Consider the following 20,408-nt stretch of genomic DNA (forward strand, 5'->3'; position numbering starts at 1 on the left):
CCCCCAGGAGGAGGGAACACCGTGACGTCGCGCTGCTGCCGTGCGCTGTGCCACGACGTACCAGGGCGCGGCAGCCGGTGATCGAGTGGTTGCTGCTCCTCGCGGCGGTCCTGCTGGTGGCCGCGAACGCGCTCTTCGTCGCCGCCGAGTTCTCGCTGATCGCAGCCGACCGGGCCACCCTGGAACGGGAGGCGGCGGCCGGCGACGGCCGGGCGGCCGGCGTGGTGAAGGCGATGCAGTCGCTGTCCACCCAGCTCTCCGGCGCCCAGCTGGGGATCACCGTGACCAGCCTGGTCGTCGGGTTCATCGCCGAGCCGTCCCTGGCCACCCTGCTGCGCGGCCCGCTGGGCCTGACCGGGCTCGCCGACGGGGCGGTGACCGCGATCTCGGTCGGGCTGGCGCTCGCGGTCGCGACCGGTGCGCAGATGGTCTTCGGCGAGCTGGTCCCGAAGAACTGGGCGATCGCCGAGCCGACCCGGGTCGGGAAGTTCGTGGCCGGGCCCCAGCGCGCGTTCACCGCGGCCGCCCGCCCGCTGATCTCCTTCCTCAACGGGTCGGCCAACCGCCTGCTGCGCTCGATGGGCATCACCCCCACCGAGGAGCTCGCCTCGGCCCGGGCACCCCAGGAGCTGGCGTCGCTGGTCAGCCGGTCGAGCCAGGCCGGCACGCTGGACGCCGGCACGGCCGAGCTCATCGCCCGGTCGATCCAGTTCGGTGACCGGACGGCGGCCGACGCGATGACGCCGCGGCCGCGGGTCCGCTTCCTCCGCGCCGACCAGCCGGTCGCCGACCTGCTCGCGCTGGCCGCGGAGTCCGGCCACGCCCGGTTCCCGGTCGAGGGGGAGAACGTCGACGACGTCGTCGGGGTGGTGCACTTCAAGCACGCCATGGGGGTGCCGCCGGCGCAGCGGGCCACCCGCACGGTCGGCGAGGTCATGGTGCCGGTCCGGGCCGTGCCGGAGACGGTGGAGCTCGACCCGCTGCTGGAGACCCTGCGGGAGCCCGGTCTGCAGCTGGCGGTGGTGGTCGACGAGTACGGCGGCACCGCGGGCATCGTGACCCTGGAGGACCTCATCGAGGAGATCGTCGGTGAGATCGACGACGAGCAGGACGCGCCCGTGCACCGGCAGCGCCAGGCGCCGGACGGGTCGTGGGTGCTCTCCGGGCTGCTCCGGCCCGATGAGGCCGGCGACGCGGCCGGGCTGGAGCTGCCCGAGGGCGAGGGGTCGGAGACTCTCGGTGGGCTGCTGACCGAGCGGCTGGGGAAGCTGCCCGAGGTCGGCGACCGCGTCCTCCTGCCGGCCCGGGACGTCACCCGCCCTGACGCCGACGGCGTCCCGGTGCCGACCGAGGTGGAGGTGACGGTGACCCGGTTGGACGGCCACCGCGTCGACCGGGTCCGGCTGCGGCGCACCGGGGGCGCGACCGCGGTCTCGGCGCAGCAGACCGCAGAGGGGGTCGACCGATGAGCGACACCGTGGCCGTCCTGGTGGCGCTGGCGCTGCTCGCCGGCAACGCGTTCTTCGTCGGGGCGGAGTTCGCGCTGGTCTCCGCCCGGCGGACCCAGATCGAGCCGCGCGCGGCCGAGGGGGTGCGCGGCGCCCGGACGACGCTGAAGGCGATCGAGCACGTCTCGTTGATGATGGCCGGCGCGCAGCTGGGCATCACGGTCTGCTCGCTGGGCCTGGGCGCCGTGGGCGAGCCCGCCGTCGCCCACCTGCTGGAGGGGCCGTTTGCCGCGGCCGGCGTGCCCGAGGCGCTGGTGCACCCGATCGCGTTCGCCCTCGCGCTGGCCGTGGTCGTCTTCCTGCACATGGTGCTGGGCGAGATGGTGCCCAAGAACATCTCGCTCGCCGGGCCGGAGCGGGCGGCCCTGCTGCTCGGCCCGCTGCTCTACTGGGTCGTCCGCGCGCTGCACCCGCTGATCTGGCTGCTCAACCAGGTGGCCAACCTCGTGCTCCGGCTGCTGAAGGTGACCCCGCAGGACGAGGTCACGTCCACCTTCACCCGGGACCAGGTGACCGGCCTGATCGGGGAGTCGCACCGGGAGGGGCTGCTCGACGAGCGCGAGCACCAGCTCCTCACCGGCGCCCTCCGCTTCGACGAGCAGCGCACCACGGACGTCGCCATCCCGACGGCGGACCTGGTCACCGTTCCCCGGGGGATCACCGTCGGGGAGCTGGAGAGGCTCTGCGCGACCACCGGCTACTCCCGTTTCCCCGTGGTCGGTGAAGACGGGGAGCTGGCCGGCTACGTGCACCTCAAGGACTTCCTCGCCGCCTCGGCCGCCGAGCGTGACGCCCCGGTCGATCCGGCCCGCATCCGGCGGCTGGCGATCGCCACGACCGGCCAGGGGCTGCGGGAGGTGTTGGCGACGATGCAGCGCGAGGGGGCGCACCTGGCGGTGGTCCGCGACGGCGAGGGCCGGACGGCCGGGGTCGTCGCGCTGGAGGACGTGCTGGAGGAGCTCGTCGGCGAGGTGCGCGATGCGGCCCAGACCGTGGCCGCCGGCCGCCGGTAGGAGATCGGACCGCCTCCTCCGCTCACCGGGGTGGGCGGAGGAGGCGGGGGGCGTCAGCCCCGGCCGGAGCGGGTCGGCCGCCGGCCCTGGCGCGAGCCCGAGCGGGAGCCGGGACGGCGCCCGTCGCGGGACCGGCCGCCGTCGTGCCCGCGGCCGGCGGGCCGGGAGCTGCACGGCCGGCAGGTGCTGAACCACGGGGCGATCGCCGTGCCGCACTCCGCGCACTTCCCGGACCGGCCGATGGAGATGGCGTCGGGCAGCAGCTCGCTGATGCTCTCCGCGCACTCCTCCTCGACCCAGGCGGCGTCCTCGCTGCTGAGCCCGGCGACGCCGGGGAACTGGCGGAGCAACGTCTGCGCGTCACGGGCGGCGGCAGCGGCCTGCTCGTAGTCCTCCACCGACCCGCCGCGCGGCACGTCGGGCAGCACCGTCTCGGCGGCCACCGGCAGCCCGACGGCCTGCCGCAGCGCGGCACGGGCCAGGGTGAGCCAGCGGATCCGCCGCGGCGGGTTGTAGTCGATGGCCAGGTTGACCAACCGCCAGACCGTCTCCAGGTCGCCGGCGGCGCCCAGCGGGCCGCGCAGCAGCGGCAGCAGGGCGTGCACCCGCAGGATCAGCGGGGTGACGTCGTCGGCGGTCATGCCGGTGTCGCGGGTGGCGCGGCGGGCCCAGGCCATCCAGCGGGTGAGCGCCTCCGGCAGGTCGACGGCCTCGAAGGCGCCGAGGTCGGCGAGCTCCGGCCGCAGCCGGGGCGCCCGCTTGGGCAGGTCGCTCATCTCGTCGCCGCGGGCCACGGTCGCGCCCTTCGCGACCAGCGCCGGCACCGGCTTGAGCCCGGCCACCCCGGTGAGGACGCCGACGCTGCCGTGCCCGGTGAGGCCGTAGCGGCCGGCGCGGCCGGCGATCTGCGCGGCCTCCCAGCTGCGCAGCGGGCGCACCTCGACGCCGTCGAACTTGCTGGTCTCGGCGAACAGCACCGTCGTCGCCGGGACGTTGATGCCGTGGCCGATGACGTCGGTGGTCACCAGCACGTCGAACTCGCCGTCGGTGAACTTCTCGATCACCTCGCGGCGGGTGGCCGGGGGCAGCGCGCCGTAGAGGACGCCGACCTTGCCCGGCCGGTGCTGGTCGAGCTCGGCGGCGACGGCGTAGACCGTCTTCCGGGAGAAGGCGACCACCAGCGTCTGCGGGCGCACGGTTGCGGGCTTGACCGGGGCGTGCAGCACGTCGAGCCGGGACAGCCGCTTGTGGTTGACGACCTCGATCGAGGCGGCGTCGGCGACCAGCGGCTTGAGCAGCAGGTAGGCCTCGGCGGCGGAGATCAGGTGCATCTCGCGGAACTCGCCGGTCAGCAGCAACCGGGCCCAGTGGTGGCCGCGGTCGGGGTCGGCGACCCAGTGCGACTCGTCGAGCACCAGCAGCTCGCCGCGCATCGGGGCCTTCTCCACGGTGCAGCAGACGATCGGCGCGAAGGGGTCGATCTCCTCCTCACCGGTGGAGAGTCCGACGATGCCCGCGGGCAGCTGGGCAGAGAGCTTGGCGTAGGCCTCGTGCGCGAGCTGGCGCAGCGGGGCGGCGTAGACGCCGGAGCCGGTGGCGGCCAGCGCCTGCAGCGACTCGTACGTCTTGCCGGAGTTGGTGGGGCCCAGGTGGAACACGACCGACTCGGGCCGCACCGTGCGGGTGGGCAGCTCGGGGGCGGCGCCGTCCACCCAGATCTGCTGGGCGGTCTTCTCGTCGCGGGCGGCCTTGCGGTCGGCCTCGCGGGCGGCGGCCTCGCGGCCGGAGGTGCGCTCACGACGGCGGGCAGGGGACTGCTCGCGGCGGGCGGGGGACTGCTCTGGGGCGGTCACAGACAGGGGGAGTCCTTCGATGGGGGACAGAGCCGGGGAGGTCGCCGCGCTGTCGCGGACCTGCTCGGTACAACAACGCACGCCTCCGACACATGCCCGGCACTGGGCCGGGCCCTCCCTCCCCGGCCCGAGCGCCCGCCGTGGGGGGCGGGACGGCTGGGTCGGGACGGTGGCGGGCACCGTGTACCCGGCCGGGTCGAGGTGGAGGCGATCACCGACATCCTAGGCGGTGATCGTGGGCGCTGTGGGGTCACCGGGGCGCTGAGCACCCGATCGGCGGTGCCCCGGCGAGGGGTCGTGGCGGTCGCGGCGGGCGAGGACCGGCTCGCTCGCCCGGCGTCGGTCGGCCGTGGCACCGGGGACGCTAGCCTCGGGTGCGCCAGGAGGGCTCGCCTAGTGGCCGATGGCGGCGGTCTTGAAAACCGCTAGGAGTTCACGCTCCTCGTGGGTTCGAATCCCACGCCCTCCGCTCGCCCGTCCGCGCCCGGCACCGGCCGCGCGGTGCACGGGGCTCCCCGGGTCCGGAGGTGAACGGGACCTGTTCGTATCGACGACGGCCTGCTTCCATGTCGTCACGCGCCGTTCACACGGATGAGTGACAGTCCTCGGCGTCGTACCGATCCGTCCCACCCGGGAGGCCATCCGTGCCGTTCGCCCACTCGATGACAGCGCGCAGGGTCGCCGCCGTCACCGCCGTCGCCGTGGGGGGTGCTCTGCTCGGTGCGTCCCCCGCACTGGCGCTCGAGCCGCCCGCCGGCAGCCCGTTCATCAGCGAGTTCCACTACGACAACAGCGGGGCGGACGCCAACGAGCGCGTCGAGGTCACCGCCGAGCCGGGCACCGACCTCACCGGCTGGACGCTCGTCGGCGTCAACGGAAAGGGTGGTGCCCCCTACGCGACGAAGACGCTGTCCGGCGTCGTCGGCGAGTCCGGCACGGTGGTCGTCGACTTCGCCGGCCTGCAGAACGGCAACCCGGACGGCATCGCGCTGGTGGACGCCGCCGGCACGGTCGTGCAGTTCCTCTCCTACGGTGGCGCCTTCACCGGCACCATCGACGGTGAGCCGGTCGACTCCACCGACGTCGGGGTGACCGAGGGCAGCGCCAGCCCGGCCGACGGCTCGATCCAGCTGATCGACGGCGCCTGGGTGGTCACCGACACCAACACCTTCGGCGCCGCCAACGCGGTCGTCGAGCCCGAGCCGGAGCCCGAGCCCGAGCCGGTCGACTGCGCCACCGACGGCCTGACCGCCATCACCGACGTGCAGGGCACCGGCGACGAGAGCCCGCTGGTGGGCGAGACGGTCACCGTCGCCGGCGTCGTGACGACCAGCCCCGACGGGTTCGGCAGCCTCTTCGTGCAGGACCCGGCCGCGACGCCGGGCGACGCCTCGACCGCGGTCAACGTCTTCCGCGCCACCGACGGCCTCGAGATCGGCGACGCCGTCCAGGTCACCGGCGTGGTCGCGGAGTACCAGGGCCTCACCCAGGTCGAGGCGAGCGCGGTCGCGCTCTGCAGCGAGGACGCCGCCCTGCCCGCCCCGGTCAGCATCGACTGGGCGCAGACCGACGCCGCCGCCCGCGAGTCGCTCGAGGGCATGCTCATCCAGCCGACCGGTGACTACACGGTCACCGAGGTCTACAACCTGAACCGCTTCGGCGAGGTCATGCTGGCCACCGGCACCGAGCCGCTGCGCCAGGCCACCGACGTCGTCGAGCCGGGCGCGGAGGCCATCGCGTACGAGGAGGCCAACGCCGAGCGGGTGCTCCTGCTCGACGACGGCCGCAGCACCAACCTCGCCAACGCCGGCCTCGAGCCGAGCTACGGCTCCCTCGAGGACGCCATCCGGGTCGGTGACCGGCTCACCTCCTTCGGCGACGTGCCCTACGTCCTGGACTACCGGTACGACGCCTGGCGCGCCCAGCCGGCCACCGTCGTCACCGCGGAGACCAGCGGGAAGGCCGTCTTCGACGACAGCAACCCGCGCACCGACGCCCCCGAGGAGGTCGGTGGCGACGTCCAGGTCGCCTCGTTCAACGTCCTCAACTACTTCACCACCTTCGGCGGCGAGGCGCGTGGCGCCGAGAACGCCGCGGAACTGGCGGAGCAGCAGGCCAAGATCGTCGCGGCGATCAACTCGCTGGGCGCCGAGGTGGTCTCCCTGGAGGAGATCGAGAACTCGGTGAAGTTCGGGGAGGACCGCGACGAGGCGCTGGCCGCCCTCACCGCCGCGCTGAACGCCGCGGCCGGCGAGGAGCGCTGGGCGTTCGTGCCCTCGCCGGCGGTGCTGCCGCCGGTCGAGGACCAGGACGTCATCCGCAACGCCTTCATCTACCAGCCCGCCGCCGTGGAGCTGGTGGGCGAGTCGGTGGTCGACACCGACGAGGAGTGGGTGGGCCGGGCCCGCCAGCCGCTCGCGCAGACCTTCCGCGCGGCCGGCGAGGAGTTCACGGTCGTCGTGAACCACTTCAAGTCCAAGGGCTCGGTGCCCTCGCTGGCCCGCCCGGGTGACGAGGACACCGGCGACGGCCAGGGCAACGCCAACGCCACCCGCGTCGCCGAGGCCGAGCGGCTGGTCGCCTTCGTCGAGTCGCTGGAGAGCGCGGCCGACGACGTCCTGCTCATCGGCGACTTCAACAGCTACACGATGGAGGACCCGCTCGACGTCCTCACCGAGGCCGACTACACCAACCTCGCCGCGGAGTTCGCCCCCGGGGAGAGCAGCTACGTCTACTCGGGCCGGGTCGGTTCTCTCGACCACGCGTTCGGCTCGCCGGCGCTGGTCGGGGACGTCACCGGCGTCGACGTCTGGAACATCAACTCGGTCGAGTCCTACGGCTACCAGTACGACGGCTACCCCGGCTGGTACGACGACGACCCGTTCCGGTCGTCCGACCACGACCCGATCGTCGTCGGCCTGGACCTGGGTGAGCCGGGCACCGGTGGCGGTGGCGACGGCGAGGACGACGGCACGGTCGACCTGCAGCTGCTCGGCATCAACGACTTCCACGGCCGGCTGGACGACGCGGTGGCCCTGGCGGGCACCGTCGAGGAGCAGCGGGCCCGGGACGACGTCGACGCCACCCTGCTGCTGTCGGCCGGGGACAACATCGGCGCCTCGCCGTTCGTCTCCGCCAGCCAGCAGGACGCCCCCACGCTCGAGGTGCTCAACGAGATGGGGCTGCAGGCCTCGGCCGTCGGCAACCACGAGTTCGACCGCGGCTTCGCCGACCTGACCGAGCGCGTCGGGGTCGACGGCGAGAGCGGCCTGGCCGACTTCGCCTACCTGGGCGCCAACGTCTACGGCGCCGACGGCGAGCCGGCGCTGCCGGAGTACGCGCTGCTGGAGGCCGAGGGCGTCACGGTCGGCGTCATCGGCGTCGTCACCGAGGAGACGAGCTCGCTGGTCTCCCCGGCCGGCATCGAGGGCATCACGTTCGGTGACCCGGTCGAGGCCACGAACCGGGTGGTCGACGAGCTCACCGACGGGGTCGGGGACGAGGCGGACGTGATCGTCCTGCTCGCCCACGAGGGCGCACCGGCCGGTGAGGCGACCAGCACGCTGGAGGCCGAGCTCGCCGCCGACACCGCGTTCGCCGCCCTCGTCAACGGCGCGGACGCCGACGTGGACGCGATCTTCACCGGGCACACGCACCAGACCTACGCCTGGCAGGCGCCGGTCCTCGGCACCGAGGAGACCCGTCCGGTGATCCAGACCGGCTCCTACGCCGCGGACCTCGGCCGCATCGTGCTCTCCTACGACGAGGCGACCGGTGAGGTCACCTCCTCGACGGTGGAGAACCTGACGCTCACCGAGGTGCCGGCCGACGAGCTGGTCGCCGCCTACCCGCGCCTCGCCGAGGTCGCCGAGACCGTCGCGGCCGCTCAGGCGGTGGCCGAGGAGATCGGCAGCCAGGTCGTCGGCTCGATCACCGCCGACATCACCCGGGCCTTCACCACCGGTCCGGAGGGCCAGCAGGTCGAGGACCGCGGGTCGTACTCGGCCCTCGGCGGCCTGGTGGCGGACAGCTACGTCTCCGGCGCCGCGGACAGCGCGATCGAGCCGGCCGACCTCGGCCTGGTCAACCCCGGTGGCCTGCGGGCCGACCTGCTGTACGGGGAGGACGGCGTGATCACCCTCGCCGAGGCCAACGAGGTGACCCCGTTCGCCAACGACCTGGTGGTCGTCAGCCTCACCGGCGCCCAGCTGGTGGAGGTGCTGGAGCAGCAGTGGCAGCCCGAGGGCAGCTCGCGGCCGTTCCTGGCCCTGGGCACCTCCGAGGAGCTGACCTGGTCCTACGACCCGGAGGCGCCCGCCGGTGAGCGGATCATCGTCGACAGCATCCGGATCTCGGGGGAGCCGATCGACCTGGACGCCACCTACCGGGTGGCGACCAACAGCTTCCTGGCCTCCGGCGGTGACAACTTCACCACCTTCGCCGAGGGGACCACGGAGCAGACCGGTCTGATCGACTTCGACGCCTTCCGCAGCTACCTGGAGGAGAACTCGCCGCTCAGCCCGGAGAGCTTCACCGACCGGGTGACCGTCGGGGAGGCCGAGGAGCCGCAGGCGCCGGCGACCGTCACGGTCTCGCCGACCACCTTCGCCCACGGTGACAAGGTCACCTTCTCGGTGACCGGCTTCGGTCCGGAGGAGCGGGTCGTGGTCACCGTCGGGGGGAAGCGGCTGGGCAACGTGCGCACCGACGCCGAGGGCGCCGCGTCGGCGCGGGTCACGGTGCCGAGGTCGGTGGGCGTGGGCGCCGTCGAGGTCACCGCGACCGGTGCGACCTCGGGGACGACCGCGAGCGTCGAGGTGCAGGTCACCGAGAAGCCGAAGCCGGGCAACGGCGGCGGCAACGGCGGCGGCGTCGGCGGCGGCTTCGTGGGCCAGCTCCTGGGCTGGCTGTGGCAGCTGCTGCGCGGCTGGCTGGGCTGACCGGCCGGGGCGCACCGCCCGACCGAGGTGACGCGCCGACCCGGTGCGCCACCGGGTGAGCACGACGACGGGCCCCCGACTGCGGTCGGGGGCCCGTCCTCGTCGCCGTCCCGGGCAGGCGCTGCTCCCACCCGGTCGGGTGATCGTCCTCAGGCGTCACCCGTTCCTGCCGATCTCGATCCCGTGGCCCTTCCTCCCTCCCTCCGCGCCCGGGATGCGGTCGCGGCCGCCCGGGCGTCGGTCGTGGTGCTCGCGGCGAGCGCCGTCGTCGTCGCCGGCGCCGCCGTGCTCGACCCGGTCAACCGCACCGTCCCGGGGCAGATCGCCTGCTGGACCGCGGTGGCCCTGCTGCTGTGCGGCGTGCTGGCCTGCCGGCTGGTGCCCGCCGGCCGGCTGGACGCGCACGGTGGGCTGCTGGCGATCCCGCTGGTGGGGGCGGTGCTGGTCAACGCGACCAACCTCGCCACCGGGGACACCTCCGCGGCGGCCCAGGTGTTCCTGGTCATGCCCACCCTGCTCGGCGCCGCGAAGTTCCGGGCGGTCGCCGCCTCGCTGGTCACCACGGCGGCCGTGGCCGGCAACGCGGTGGTGACGCTGCTGCTCGCCGACCCGGTCCGTGCGGTCACCGACTCGCTGTTCACCGGCACGGCGCTGATCACGCTCACCGTCGTCCTGGTCAGCGCGGAGCGACGGCGTGAGGAGCTCGTCCGGGTGCTGCAGCAGCAGGCCACCATCGACGCGCTGACCGGGCTCGTCACCCGGCGGGCCCTCGACGACGCCGTGGCCGGCGCGGTGGGCACCCCGCCCGGGACGGCCCTGGTGCTCGTGGACATCGACCGCTTCAAGGCGGTCAACGACGTGCACGGTCACCCGGTCGGTGACGCCGCCCTCGCACACGTCGCCGCCGTGCTGGCCGGCGCCGTCCGCCGGTCGGACGCCGTGCTGGGCCGGATGGGCGGTGACGAGCTGGCCCTGCTGATGCGCGGCTGCTCCGCGACGGCGGCGGTGGGCCGGGCGCGGCAGGTGCTGGAGGCGGTGCGCGCCACCCCGTTGGAGCTCCCCGACGGGTCGCTGCTGGCGCTGTCGGTGAGCCTCGGGGTCGCGCACGTCGACGCGGACGGCGACGCGAGCGGGCTCTACGCCGCCGCTGACGAAGCGCTCTACCGGGCCAAGCGGGGCGGGCGCGACCAGCTCGCCGTCGCCGGGGCCTGACCACCGGCCTCCCGGCCCGAGTTCTACAGTCTCGTCCGTGCCCGCGCCGACGAGCCGCCGGACGCAGCGCACCGATCGCCGTGCGCGCTCCCGGGGGGCCGGCGGCGACCTGCCCTCCCGCTGGCGCCGCTGGCGTCGCTGGCCGCACCTGCGGCACCCCGCGCAGGTGGTCGTCGCCGCGTTCGCGCTGGCGGTGTCGATCGGCACCCTGCTGCTCTGGCTGCCGATCGCCAGCGTGCCCGAGGGCAGCCCGTCGCTGCTCCAGGCGCTGTTCACCGCCACCTCCGCGGTCTGCGTGACCGGGCTGACGGTCGTCGACACCCCCGTCTACTGGACCGGGTTCGGCGAGGCGGTGATCCTCGGGCTGATCCAGGTGGGCGGCTTCGGGATCATGACCCTGGCCTCCGTGCTGGGCCTCGTGCTCGCCCGCCGGCTCGGTCTCCGCGCACGACTGAACGCCGCGGCGGAGACCAAGAGCATCGACGTCGGCGACATCCGCCGGGTGGTCGTCGGGGTCGCCACGATCAGCCTGCGGTTCGAGGCGGTGGTCGCCGTCCTGCTCACCGCACGGTTCGCCCTCGGCTACAACCAGGGCCTGCCCGAGGCGCTGTGGAACGGCGTCTTCCACGCGGTCTCCGCGTTCAACAACGCCGGCTTCGCGCTGTTCTCCGACAACCTCATCCCGTTCGCCACCGACCCGTGGATCTGCCTGCCGATCAACGCCGCCGTCATCGCCGGCGGGCTCGGCTTCCCGGTGCTCATGCAGCTGCGCCGTGACCTGCGGGTGCCGCGGAAGTGGGTGATGAACACCCGGCTGGTGCTGCTGGGCACCGGGGTGCTGCTCGTCGTCGGCACCGTCTTCCTCACCGCGCTGGAGTGGCGCAACCCGGCGACGCTCGGCCCGCTGTCGGTGCCCGGCAAGCTGCTGGCCGGGTTCACCACCGCCGTCATGCCGCGCACCGCCGGCTTCAACGTGCTCGACGTGGGCGCCATGGAGCCCGCCAGCTGGCTGGCCACCGACGTGCTGATGTTCATCGGCGGCGGGCCCGCCGGCACGGCCGGCGGGATCAAGGTGACCACGTTCTTCGTGCTGGTCTTCATCGTGCTCACCGAGATCCGCGGTGAGGGTGCGGTGAACGTGCTGGGCAAGCGGCTGCCGCGCTCGGTGCAGCGGCAGGCGATCACCGTGGTGCTGCTGTCGGTCATGGCCGTGGGGCTCCCGGTGCTGGCGCTGCTGGTCGCCACCCCCTTCACCCTCGACCGGGTGCTGTTCGAGGTGGTCTCGGCGTTCTCCACCGTGGGACTGTCCACCGGCATCACCGCCGACCTCCCGGCGTTCGGGCAGGTGCTGCTGGTGGCGCTGATGTTCATCGGCCGGCTCGGCCCGATCACCCTGGCCTCGGCGCTGGCCCTGCGGCAGCGCACCCAGGCCTACGAACTACCGAAGGAGCGACCCGTCATTGGCTGACTGGCTGCACTCCCGCCGCTCCGGCGGCCGGCGGGCCCCGTCGAACGCCGTCGTCGTCATCGGCCTCGGGCGGTTCGGCTCGGCGCTGGCGCTCGAGCTGATGGCCGCCGGCACCGAGGTGCTGGGCATCGACGCCGACCCGGACATCGTGCAGGAGCTCAACGGCCGGCTCACCCAGGTGGTGCGGGCCGACTCCACCAAGGAGGAGGCGCTGCGGCAGCTGTCGGTGCCCGACTTCGACCTGGCCGTGGTGGGCATCGGCACCGACGTCGAGGCGAGCATCCTCACCACCTCGCTGCTGCTCAGCTTCGGCATCGAGGGCCTGTGGGCCAAGGCGCTCAGCGAGCCGCACGGCCGGATCCTCCGCCAGCTGGGCGTCCCGCACGTGATCTACCCCGAGCACGACATGGGCCGGCGGGTGGCGCACCTGGTCCGCGGGATGGTGCTGGACTACATCCAGTTCGAGGACGACTTCGCCATGGTCAAGACCCGGCCGCCGGCGGACACCATCGGCAGGCGGCTGGGCGACACCGGCGTGCGGACCCGGCACCAGGTGACGGTCGTGGCGGTCAAGCGCCCCGGCGAGGGGTTCACCTACGCGACCGCGGATACCGTGCTGGAACCCGACGACGTGATCATCGTGGCCGGCCGGACCAAGCTCGCCGAGAAGTTCAGCCAGCTGGCCTGAGGCCTCACCACTTCGGGGCGGCCCGGGGCCGGTCGGGCACAGTGGACCGCCCCCGGTGTCGTTGACCAGGTGTGCGACTGCCGACGGCGATGAGGGCCCGCGACCCGCGGGCCGCCGCGCGCACGGCGCTGCCCATCATCGCCGTGGTCGCCGTCGTCGTGGCCGTCTTCACCACCTTCGGACCCAACTCGGTCAGCGTCACCACCCGCGCCGCGTCCTGGAGCACGGTCGCGCTGCTGGTCGCCGTCGGCGCGGTGCTGCTCCTGGTCCCGGCCGAGCGGCTGGACCGGCACGGCGCCTTCGCCTGGCTCGGTCTGCTCGGCGTGGTGCTGGTCTGCGCGATGAACGTGGTCACCAACGACCCCTCGGCCGCGGCGCAGGCCTTCCTGTGCTTCCCGGTGCTCTGGGTCGCCGCGCACCTGCGCCGGGCCGCCGTGGCGCTGGTCACCACCGCCGCGGTGCTGCTGGACGCCGCCGTCCTGCTGGTGCTGCTGCCGCTGGAACCGGCGCTGACCGACCTGGTCTTCTTCGGCAGCGTGCTGGTGGTGATCTCGCTGATGCTCGTGCGCGCCGGCGACGTCCAGGAGCGCTTGGTCGCCGCGCTGCACCGGCAGGCGAGCGTCGACTCGCTCACCGGCCTGGTGAACCGCCGGGTGCTCGACGAGGCGCTGGCCGGCGCCCTCACCGCCCCGCTGCACCCGCAGGGCACCGCGCTGGTGCTGGTCGACGTCGACTCGTTCAAGGCGATCAACGACCAGCACGGCCACCCGGTCGGCGACGACGCCCTCGTGCACGTGGCCGGGGTGCTGCGCAGCGTGGTCCGCGCCGGGGACGCCGTGCTCAGCCGGATGGGCGGGGACGAGCTGGCGGTGCTGCTGCCCGGCTGCCCGCCCGACGTCGCCACCCGCCGGGCCACCGAGGTGCTCGACGCCGTCCGCGCCTCCCCGGTGCGGCTGCCCGACGGCTCGCTGCTGGCGCTGTCGGTGAGCCTGGGGGTCGCGCACGCGCCGGTGCACGCCACCGGGCTGGAGGAGCTCTACGCGGCCGCCGACGCCGCGTTGTACGCCGCCAAGCGCGGTGGCCGCGGGCGGGTCGCCCTCGCCGGGGCCGCCTGACCGGTCACCGCAGCCGGCGGGCGGTGGCGGCCAGCGTGCGGGCGGTGAGCCGGCCGTCGGCCAGCCCGAGCGCCACGACGTCGTCGAACACCTGCCCGTCCGCGGCGGCGGCGCGGACGACGCCGTCCATCAGCCGGGACCAGCGGGACAGCTGCGATGCCGCCCGGACCGAGCGCAGGTGCCCGCCCAGCCGCCGGGCCAGCATCGCCCGGTGCACCGTCCCGGCCCGGGCGCCGTGCGCCGCGGCGAGACCGGCGAGCGCACCGGAGAGCACCGCGTAGAAGATCCCCTCGCCGGTCAGCGGGTTGACCAGCGAGCGCGCGTCGCCGGCCAGCAGCACCCGGCCGTCGGGCGTGCGCGGGTGCCCGGTGGACAGCGGCAGCCGGTGGGCGCGCAGCTGCTCGGGCGCGACCCCCGGCAGCAGCCGGTGCAGCCCGGCGACCAGCCCGGCCCGGGTGACCCCGCCCGAGACGAGCTCGCCGTACCCGACGTTGGCCCGGCCGTCGCCGATCGGGAACGACCAGGCGTAGGCCGGCCAGCGCTGGTCGGTCGTGGTCACCACCTGCACGCCGGACTGACCGGGCGGCTCGGGCGCGTACCCGCGGATCGCCACGGCCAGCCGGTCGCCCCGGTTCGCCGGCACGCCCAGCGCCCGCCGGACGACGGACTCCGCCCCGTCGGCGCCGACCACCACGGAGGCACGGAAGCGGCCGTCGACGTCCACGGAGTCGCCCCGGTCGGTCACCGAGCGCACGGTGTGCCGGACGAACCGCACCCCGCCGTCCAGCACCTGGGCCAGCAGCCGGCCGTCGAGCACCGCCCGCGGCACCACCACGGACGGACGGCGGGTCGCCCGCTCCACGACGTCGCCCCCGGGCCCGGTCAGCCGCAGCCGGGGCACCCCGGGGAAGCCGTCGGTCAGCGCCGCGACGTCCAGCCCGAGGGCGGCGAGGACGTCCAGCGCCTCCGGGGCGACGCCGTCACCGCACACCTTGTCCCGGGGGAAGTCCGCCCGGTCGACCACGAGCACGTCGGCGTCCGGCGCCACCCGGCGGGCTGCCGCGGCGCACGCGGCGCCGGCCGGCCCGCCCCCGACGACGAGGACGTCGACCTGCTCCACGGGCGGCATGCCGGGCCTCGTCAGGCGCTGGGGGTGGGGGTCCACTTGCGGGCCGGGTGCTCGTAGCCCGCGACGAACGCCAGCAGCCCGTCCGCGTCGTGCACCACCCCGAGCGCAGCGAGCCGGTGGGCCGCCAGGTAGCCGTCGTCGACCATCCGCTGCAGCTGGGCCAGCTGGGGCTGCCAGAACCCGTCGACGTCGAGCAGCGCCGTCGGCTTGGCGTGCAGCCCGAGCATCCCCCAGGTCCAGGCCTCGAAGAGCTCCTCGAGGGTCCCGGCCGCGCCGGGCAGCGCCACGAAGGCGTCGGCGAGGTCGGCCATGGTGGCCTTGCGCTCGTGCATGGTCCGCACGACCTCCAGCCGGGGCAGGCCGGGGTGGGCCAGCTCGTCGTCGACCAGGTGCTGCGGGATCACCCCGACCACCTCGCCGCCGGCGGCCAGCGCGGCGTCGGCGACGACGCCCATCAGCCCGACGTGCCCGCCGCCGTAGACGATGCCCACCCCCGCCTCGGCGAGGTCGGTGGCGAAGGCGGCGGCGGCCCGCTGGTGGCTCTGCGGGCCGGGCTGGGAGCCGGTGAAGACGGCGATGCGCACGCCGACCACGGTAGGGGGGCGCGCTCGCTGGTGCTCTGCTCACCCCTGGTGAGCAGAGCACCAGTGCGCGAGCCGGGCGATCAGCCGGACGCTGTCGGGTCGACCACAGCAGGCGTGGCCGTGCGTCCGGAGGTGTTCACCCGTTGTGGCACTCCGTGTCACCCGTTCGTGGCGAGCGCACCGCAGAGTCCCCGCCGACGGATGCGGCACCGACCATGCGGGAGCACTTGATGAGCCACGGTCACGACCACGGACACGGTCACCACCACCACCACGACCACGACCACCACCACGGCGAGGTCGCCGGGGTCGAGGGCACCTGGGCCGACCCGGAGGCCGACGACCCGTTGTCGGTCTCGCGCCGGGCCTTCCTGGCCACCGCGGCCGCCGTCGCGGGTGCCGCTGCCGCCGTCGGTGGCGGGGTCGCCGGCGTCGGCCAGGGCGTCGCGCGCGCCGCCGACGGCGGCACGACGACGAACCCGTGGAAGAGCGGGATGCGTTACCTCGCCGGCGACCACCACATCCACACCCAGTACTCGCCCGACGCGCAGTACGACGTGCTGACCCAGGTCATCAAGGGCCGGCAGTACGGCCTGGACTGGATGGTCATCACCGACCACGGTGGCGTCGCGCACCAGAAGCTCTCGATCGACAAGATCACCCCGGAGATCGAGCGGGTCCGCCGCCAGTACGCGGGCACGATGATCTACCAGGGCCTGGAGTGGAACATCCCGAACGCCGAGCACGCGACCGTGATGCTCCCGCCCGGCGACGCGACCGTCGACGTCCTCAAGGCCTTCGAGGCCGGCTACGACGGCAGCGTGCTCTCGGCGAACGGCGTCCGCGGCGACATGGAGCCCTACGCCATCGAGGCGCTCAAGTACCTGGAGAACCAGGTGCGCAACCGGCGCGTGGAGATGGCGCTGATGTTCGCCAACCACCCCAGCCGCAAGGGCATCGACAGCCCGCACGAGATGCGCAACTGGCGGGACGCGGCCCCGCAGGTCGCCGTCGGCATGGAGGGCGCGCCGGGCCACCAGGCCGCCGGCATCCCGGAGTCGCAGGGCGGCCCCGGCAGCGCCCGCGGCTACTACGACGGCTCGCCCGGGTCGGCGAGCTTCCCCGGCTACCCGCTGGAGTCCTACCGCACCTGGGGCGGCTTCGACTGGATGACCGCCACGGTCGGCGGCATGTGGGACTCGCTGCTGGCCGAGGGCAAGCCCTGGTGGGTCACCGCCACCTCCGACTCGCACCGGGTCTTCCGCGACACCCGCATCCAGGGCCCGCTGGACTTCAACGCCCACGGCACCAAGGGCGACCCGGTCGACACCGGCCGGCCCATCACCCAGTACGGGGACTTCTGGCCCGGCCAGTACAGCAGCACCCTGGTGGCGGCGGACTCCCGCTCGTACCTGGGCGTCATGCAGGCGCTGCAGGCCGGCAAGATCGTCGCCGTGCACGGCCGGATCATCGAGGGCCTGGACGTGCGGGTCCGCTCCGCCCAGCACGGTGACGCGCAGGGCGCCACCCTCGGTGGCCGCACCTGGGTGCGCCGCGGCGGCGACGTGACCGTCACCATCACCGTCAAGGTGGCCGGTGGCGCGAACGCCAACGGCGACGTGCCGAAGCTGGCGAAGGTCGACCTGATCAGCGGCCCGGTCACCGGTCCGGTCAGCGACCGGGACGTCTTCACCGCGCCGGAGACCAGCGTGGTGAAGACCTTCGAGGTGGGGCGCGGCCGGGCGCAGTGGACCTTCGAGCACACGTTCAAGAACGTGGACCGCTCGTTCTACGTCCGCCTGCGCGGCAGCGACGGCAAGCAGATGGACTCCGCCGGCAACCCGCTCATCGACGTCGTCGGTGACGCGAACCCGTGGGAGGACCTCTGGTTCTACGCCAACCCGGTCTTCGTCGACGCCGTCTGATGAGCGGCCTCTGGTGGGGCGGCGCGTCCGTGGAGCGTGACCCCGCGGACGCCCACCTGCTGGCGGCCGTCGACCGGGCCCTCGTCGGGTCCGGGGCCGCGGCGGAGCTGGTCTGCACCCATGTGGACCGCTCCGCCGCGGACCCGCGGACGGGCGTGTCGATCCGGCTCTCCGGCCCGCCGGCCGACCCGGCGGCGACGCAGGCCGCGCTCGCCCGCGAGCTGGGCGGGCCGGTCCTCGCCGAGCCCACCGCCTCACCGGCCCCGGACGGCGACGACGACGCCGCCCCGGCCCGGACGGCGCTGGCCGAGGCGCCGTCCGCGGTGGCCGGGCGGGCGATCCGATTCCCGGGCGCCGACGGCGTCCGCGGGCGGGTGCCGGTGGCCGAGCTGGTGGCCGGGACCGCCGTCGATGCGGTCATGGCGGTGGGCGCGACGGTCGGACCGGACGACGTCGTCGACGCCGGCCCGAACGGCTTCCTGCGGCCGCAGCTGACCGGCGGCCGGATGACGTTGCTGGTCGAGCGGGCTGCCGGCGGGGTGTTCACGCCGTTCGAGAGGGAGAACCCGCACATCTGCTGCGAGGGCGGCGACCACTGACCCCTGCCCGCAGTAATGGCCATTTTCGCCTCCCTCCCAGGGGCGAAAATGGCCATTACTACGCTGGGGGTCAGACGACGGGGGTGGCGAAGCCGATCTCCATCGTGGCGATGCACGCGGGGAAGGTCTCGAACACCCGGGCCCGCTCGGGGGAGGCGTTGTACTCGGCCTCGACCCGGCGGAACTCGGCCTCGTCGCCGTGGTGGGCCACCGCCCAGGTGAACGTCTCGTGCTCGTGGTCGGCGAGGGCGAACAGCAGCCGGAAGCCGTACTGCTCCCGCACCGGGGTCAGGGTCGGGAACCAGGCCAGGAAGTCGGCCATCCGGCCGGGCTCGAGCTGGTAGCGGCGCAGCTGCACGGTCTCCATGCCGCCCATCCTGCGCCGGACCCGGCCCGGGCCCGGCGCAGGGGCCGTCAGAACGCCGCCGTCAGGGCACCGTCGTCAGGGCACCGCCGTCAGGACGAGGGCGGGCCGTAGAACTGCAGGTCGTTGCCCTCGGAGTCCTTGAACGGCGCGATCCGGCCCCACGGGTGGTCGCTGATCCCACCGGTGAACTGCACGCCCTTGTCGCGCAGCGCGGCCACCTCCCCGTCCAGGTCGCCGTCGGGCTGGAAGGTGATCACCGCGCCCCCGTCGGTGGGCTGGGCGTTCTCCCGCGCGTTGAGGCCGATCATCAGGCCGCCGGCGTTGAACTCGCTCCAGTCCTCGGTCGTCTTGGTCTCGCTCAGCCCGAGGGTGTCCCGGTAGAACGCCCGGGCTCGGTCCATGTCGCTCACCGGCACCCAGACGCTCGCCACTCCGCTGACCATGACTCTCCTCTGCTCGATCTGTCGTGCCCCGCGAGTGCCCCGGCGGACCAGGCGGCAACCGCCACGTCGGCGCGGCAGACTGGCGGGCCGGACCACGACGACGAGAGGACGGCGGTGCGCTCACCGACCGACGGCTGGACCACCTGTGCGCTCGGGCACCGGCACTGGGGGCTGGCCGGAGCCGCCGGTCTGCTGGTGCACCGCGACGGCGCCGACGGCGTCGAGGTGCTGCTGCAGCTGCGCGTCGGCTGGTCGCACCACGGCGGCACCTGGGGCACACCCGGCGGCGCGCTGCACCCGGCCGAGTCCGCCGCCGACGGCGCGCTGCGGGAGGCGGGGGAGGAGCTGGGCCTGCGCCGGACGGACCTGGTGCTCGGCGCGGAGTCGGTCGACGACCACGGCGGTTGGCGCTACACCACGGTGCTCGCCTCGCCGGCCGGGCCGCTCGACGCCGAGCACCTCGTGCTCAGCGACGAGAGCGCCGGCGTCGGCTGGTTCCGGGTCGCCGCGCTGCCCGGCGTGCTGCTGCACCCGGGTCTGGCCGCCTCGCTGCCGGTGCTCGTGCCGCTGCTGGGCTGAGTCGCCCGGCCGGTCAGCGCGGGGCGATCGTCGCGGTGACCAGCCGGTGGTCGCCGAAGGCCAGCTGACGCACCTGCGGGTCGCCGGCCCGCGCGCCGGCGTCGCCGAGCAGGTGGTCGAACTGCACGCGGGGTGCCGGCGCCGGGTAGGTCGGCTCGGCCACCAGCCGCCGTCCGCCCCAGACCCGGGCCGGCAGCGGCCCGATCAGGTTCAGGTCACCCGCCAGCACCACCGGGCCGGGCAGGGTGGCCGCCCAGCGGCGCAGCCGCAGCAACTGGCGCACCGCGGTGTGCGGGGCGAAGGAGAGGTGGGTGCCGATCACCGTGCACCCGTCGAGCTCGGCGGCGATCGCCAGCCGCGGCTCGTCCGGGAACCACCACAGCCGGTTCCGGCCGGTCCGGGGGTCCGGGGCCTGCAGCGGCAGCCGCGCGCGGCCGGCGCCCAGCGCGTGCACCGACCAGCGCCGCACCGGCAGCCGGCTGAACAGCGCGATGCCGTACTGGGGGCCGTGGTGGGGGCCGTGGTGCGGGCCGTGGTGCGGGCCCTCGGCGGCGTGCTCCGGCCCCCGCAGGCCGACCGCGGCCGGGGACCAGCTGCGGAACGGGTCCGGCGTGCCGGCGACCGCGGCGGCGAACCGCCAGTCGGTCGCGCCCAGGGCGGTGGCGACCTCGGCGGGCTGGTCGGTGTGCTGCGAGCGGGGCTGGTCCACGTCGACCTCCTGCACGGCGAGCACGTCGACGTCGACTGGGCCCAGTGCCTCGCGCAGTGCCGCCGGGGCCAGCGAGCGGCCCCGGGCGTCGCGGCCGGAGGCCAGGTTGAGCGTCCCGACCCGTAGCTGCACCCGGCCATCAGACCAGTCCGGGGGGGGGGGGGGGGGGGGGGGGGGGGGGGGGGGGGGGGGGGGGGGGGGGGGGGGGGGGGGGGGGGGGGGGGGGGGGGGGGGGGGGGGGGGGGGGGGGGGGGGGGGGGGGGGGGGGGGGGGGGG

At 74.7% G+C, this 20,408-nt stretch carries 16 protein-coding genes and 1 tRNA gene; 11 read left to right on the forward strand and 6 right to left on the reverse strand.

The annotated features are described in order from the left end of the window. The first annotated feature begins 77 nt into the window (after positions 1–77). Together ACI783_RS15030 and ACI783_RS15035 are read left to right on the forward strand one after the other, a co-directional pair. Positions 78–1,469 carry a hemolysin family protein gene (locus ACI783_RS15030; RefSeq protein ID WP_457141187.1) on the forward strand — a complete coding sequence of 464 codons (1,392 nt, stop codon included), beginning with the start codon at positions 78–80 and terminating at the stop codon, positions 1,467–1,469. After that, the gene (locus ACI783_RS15035) at positions 1,466–2,521 is read left to right on the forward strand and encodes a hemolysin family protein (RefSeq protein WP_457141188.1); all 1,056 of its coding nucleotides are present in this window, start codon (positions 1,466–1,468) and stop codon (positions 2,519–2,521) included. Before ACI783_RS15030 ends, ACI783_RS15035 begins: the two co-directional genes overlap by 4 nt. Before the next feature lie 53 nt (positions 2,522–2,574). Here the strand turns inward: ACI783_RS15035 and ACI783_RS15040 are convergent, their stop codons facing one another. Next, entirely contained in the window at positions 2,575–4,374 is a 1,800-nt protein-coding gene (locus tag ACI783_RS15040) for a helicase-related protein (protein ID WP_457141189.1), read from the reverse strand. Between the two features lie 382 nt (positions 4,375–4,756). Between ACI783_RS15040 and ACI783_RS15045 the strand changes: the two genes are divergently transcribed. The 6 genes from ACI783_RS15045 to ACI783_RS15070 all read left to right on the forward strand — a co-directional run bounded on the left by ACI783_RS15045 (position 4,757) and on the right by ACI783_RS15070 (position 13,797). After that, a tRNA-Ser gene (locus ACI783_RS15045) sits at positions 4,757–4,843 on the forward strand. Positions 4,844–5,036: 193 nt separating this feature from the next. Beyond that, a complete protein-coding gene (locus tag ACI783_RS15050) occupies positions 5,037–9,314 on the forward strand; it encodes an ExeM/NucH family extracellular endonuclease (RefSeq protein WP_457141190.1) in 4,278 nt (1,425 codons plus the stop codon). Positions 9,315–9,497: 183 nt separating this feature from the next. Continuing rightward, positions 9,498–10,526, forward strand: a complete 1,029-nt coding sequence (locus tag ACI783_RS15055; protein WP_457141191.1) for a GGDEF domain-containing protein — start codon at positions 9,498–9,500, stop codon at positions 10,524–10,526. Positions 10,527–10,563: 37 nt separating this feature from the next. After that, positions 10,564–11,994 (forward strand): TrkH family potassium uptake protein, encoded by a 1,431-nt coding sequence (locus ACI783_RS15060; protein ID WP_457141192.1) that lies wholly within the window; start codon positions 10,564–10,566, stop codon positions 11,992–11,994. Next, positions 11,987–12,682: a potassium channel family protein gene (locus ACI783_RS15065; RefSeq protein WP_457079436.1), complete on the forward strand. Its 696-nt coding sequence runs from the start codon at positions 11,987–11,989 to the stop codon at positions 12,680–12,682. Before ACI783_RS15060 ends, ACI783_RS15065 begins: the two co-directional genes overlap by 8 nt. Before the next feature lie 89 nt (positions 12,683–12,771). After that, complete coding sequence (locus tag ACI783_RS15070) at positions 12,772–13,797, forward strand: GGDEF domain-containing protein (protein WP_457141193.1); 1,026 nt, start codon at positions 12,772–12,774, stop codon at positions 13,795–13,797. 4 nt (positions 13,798–13,801) lie between these two features. On the opposite strand, the gene ACI783_RS15075 is transcribed toward ACI783_RS15070, so the two are convergent. Beyond that, positions 13,802–14,926, reverse strand: a complete 1,125-nt coding sequence (locus ACI783_RS15075) for an NAD(P)/FAD-dependent oxidoreductase (RefSeq protein ID WP_457141194.1) — start codon at positions 14,924–14,926, stop codon at positions 13,802–13,804. A gap of 11 nt (positions 14,927–14,937) precedes the next feature. Next, on the reverse strand, positions 14,938–15,510 hold the full coding sequence (locus tag ACI783_RS15080; protein ID WP_457141195.1) for an LOG family protein: 573 nt from the start codon (positions 15,508–15,510) through the stop codon (positions 14,938–14,940). Positions 15,511–15,740: 230 nt separating this feature from the next. Between ACI783_RS15080 and ACI783_RS15085 the strand changes: the two genes are divergently transcribed. Together ACI783_RS15085 and ACI783_RS15090 are read left to right on the forward strand one after the other, a co-directional pair. Further along, the gene (locus ACI783_RS15085) at positions 15,741–17,435 is read left to right on the forward strand and encodes a hypothetical protein (RefSeq protein ID WP_457141196.1); all 1,695 of its coding nucleotides are present in this window, start codon (positions 15,741–15,743) and stop codon (positions 17,433–17,435) included. After that, on the forward strand, positions 17,435–18,034 hold the full coding sequence (locus tag ACI783_RS15090; protein WP_457141197.1) for a hypothetical protein: 600 nt from the start codon (positions 17,435–17,437) through the stop codon (positions 18,032–18,034). The genes ACI783_RS15085 and ACI783_RS15090 overlap by 1 nt, the downstream gene beginning before the upstream one ends. A gap of 70 nt (positions 18,035–18,104) precedes the next feature. Here ACI783_RS15090 and ACI783_RS15095 read toward each other — a convergent pair whose 3' ends face one another. Together ACI783_RS15095 and ACI783_RS15100 are read right to left on the reverse strand one after the other, a co-directional pair. Next, positions 18,105–18,401 carry a hypothetical protein gene (locus ACI783_RS15095; RefSeq protein ID WP_457141198.1) on the reverse strand — a complete coding sequence of 99 codons (297 nt, stop codon included), beginning with the start codon at positions 18,399–18,401 and terminating at the stop codon, positions 18,105–18,107. An 89-nt stretch (positions 18,402–18,490) separates the two neighbouring features. Then, complete coding sequence (locus tag ACI783_RS15100) at positions 18,491–18,844, reverse strand: VOC family protein (protein WP_457141199.1); 354 nt, start codon at positions 18,842–18,844, stop codon at positions 18,491–18,493. A 114-nt stretch (positions 18,845–18,958) separates the two neighbouring features. On the opposite strand from ACI783_RS15100, the gene ACI783_RS15105 reads away from it, so the two are divergent. Continuing rightward, on the forward strand, positions 18,959–19,423 hold the full coding sequence (locus ACI783_RS15105) for an NUDIX domain-containing protein (RefSeq protein ID WP_457141200.1): 465 nt from the start codon (positions 18,959–18,961) through the stop codon (positions 19,421–19,423). Between the two features lie 13 nt (positions 19,424–19,436). On the opposite strand, the gene ACI783_RS15110 is transcribed toward ACI783_RS15105, so the two are convergent. Then, positions 19,437–20,264 (reverse strand): endonuclease/exonuclease/phosphatase family protein, encoded by an 828-nt coding sequence (locus ACI783_RS15110; RefSeq protein WP_457141201.1) that lies wholly within the window; start codon positions 20,262–20,264, stop codon positions 19,437–19,439. Positions 20,265–20,408: the final 144 nt, after the last annotated feature.

The sequence above is a fragment of the Modestobacter sp. SYSU DS0511 genome, from assembly GCF_054050755.1.

What these genes read in the sequence shown, in the direction of transcription:
- ACI783_RS15035 (WP_457141188.1), top strand. Translation starts at nt 1,466, where the DNA reads ATGAGCGACACCGTGGCCGTCCTGGTGGCGCTGGCGCTGCTCGCCGGC.
- ACI783_RS15050 (WP_457141190.1), top strand. Translation starts at nt 5,037, where the DNA reads ATGACAGCGCGCAGGGTCGCCGCCGTCACCGCCGTCGCCGTGGGGGGT.
- ACI783_RS15070 (WP_457141193.1), top strand. Translation starts at nt 12,772, where the DNA reads ATGAGGGCCCGCGACCCGCGGGCCGCCGCGCGCACGGCGCTGCCCATC.
- ACI783_RS15075 (WP_457141194.1), bottom strand. Translation starts at nt 14,926, where the DNA reads ATGCCGCCCGTGGAGCAGGTCGACGTCCTCGTCGTCGGGGGCGGGCCG.
- ACI783_RS15085 (WP_457141196.1), top strand. Translation starts at nt 15,741, where the DNA reads ATGAGCCACGGTCACGACCACGGACACGGTCACCACCACCACCACGAC.
- ACI783_RS15090 (WP_457141197.1), top strand. Translation starts at nt 17,435, where the DNA reads ATGAGCGGCCTCTGGTGGGGCGGCGCGTCCGTGGAGCGTGACCCCGCG.
- ACI783_RS15095 (WP_457141198.1), bottom strand. Translation starts at nt 18,401, where the DNA reads ATGGAGACCGTGCAGCTGCGCCGCTACCAGCTCGAGCCCGGCCGGATG.
- ACI783_RS15100 (WP_457141199.1), bottom strand. Translation starts at nt 18,844, where the DNA reads ATGGTCAGCGGAGTGGCGAGCGTCTGGGTGCCGGTGAGCGACATGGAC.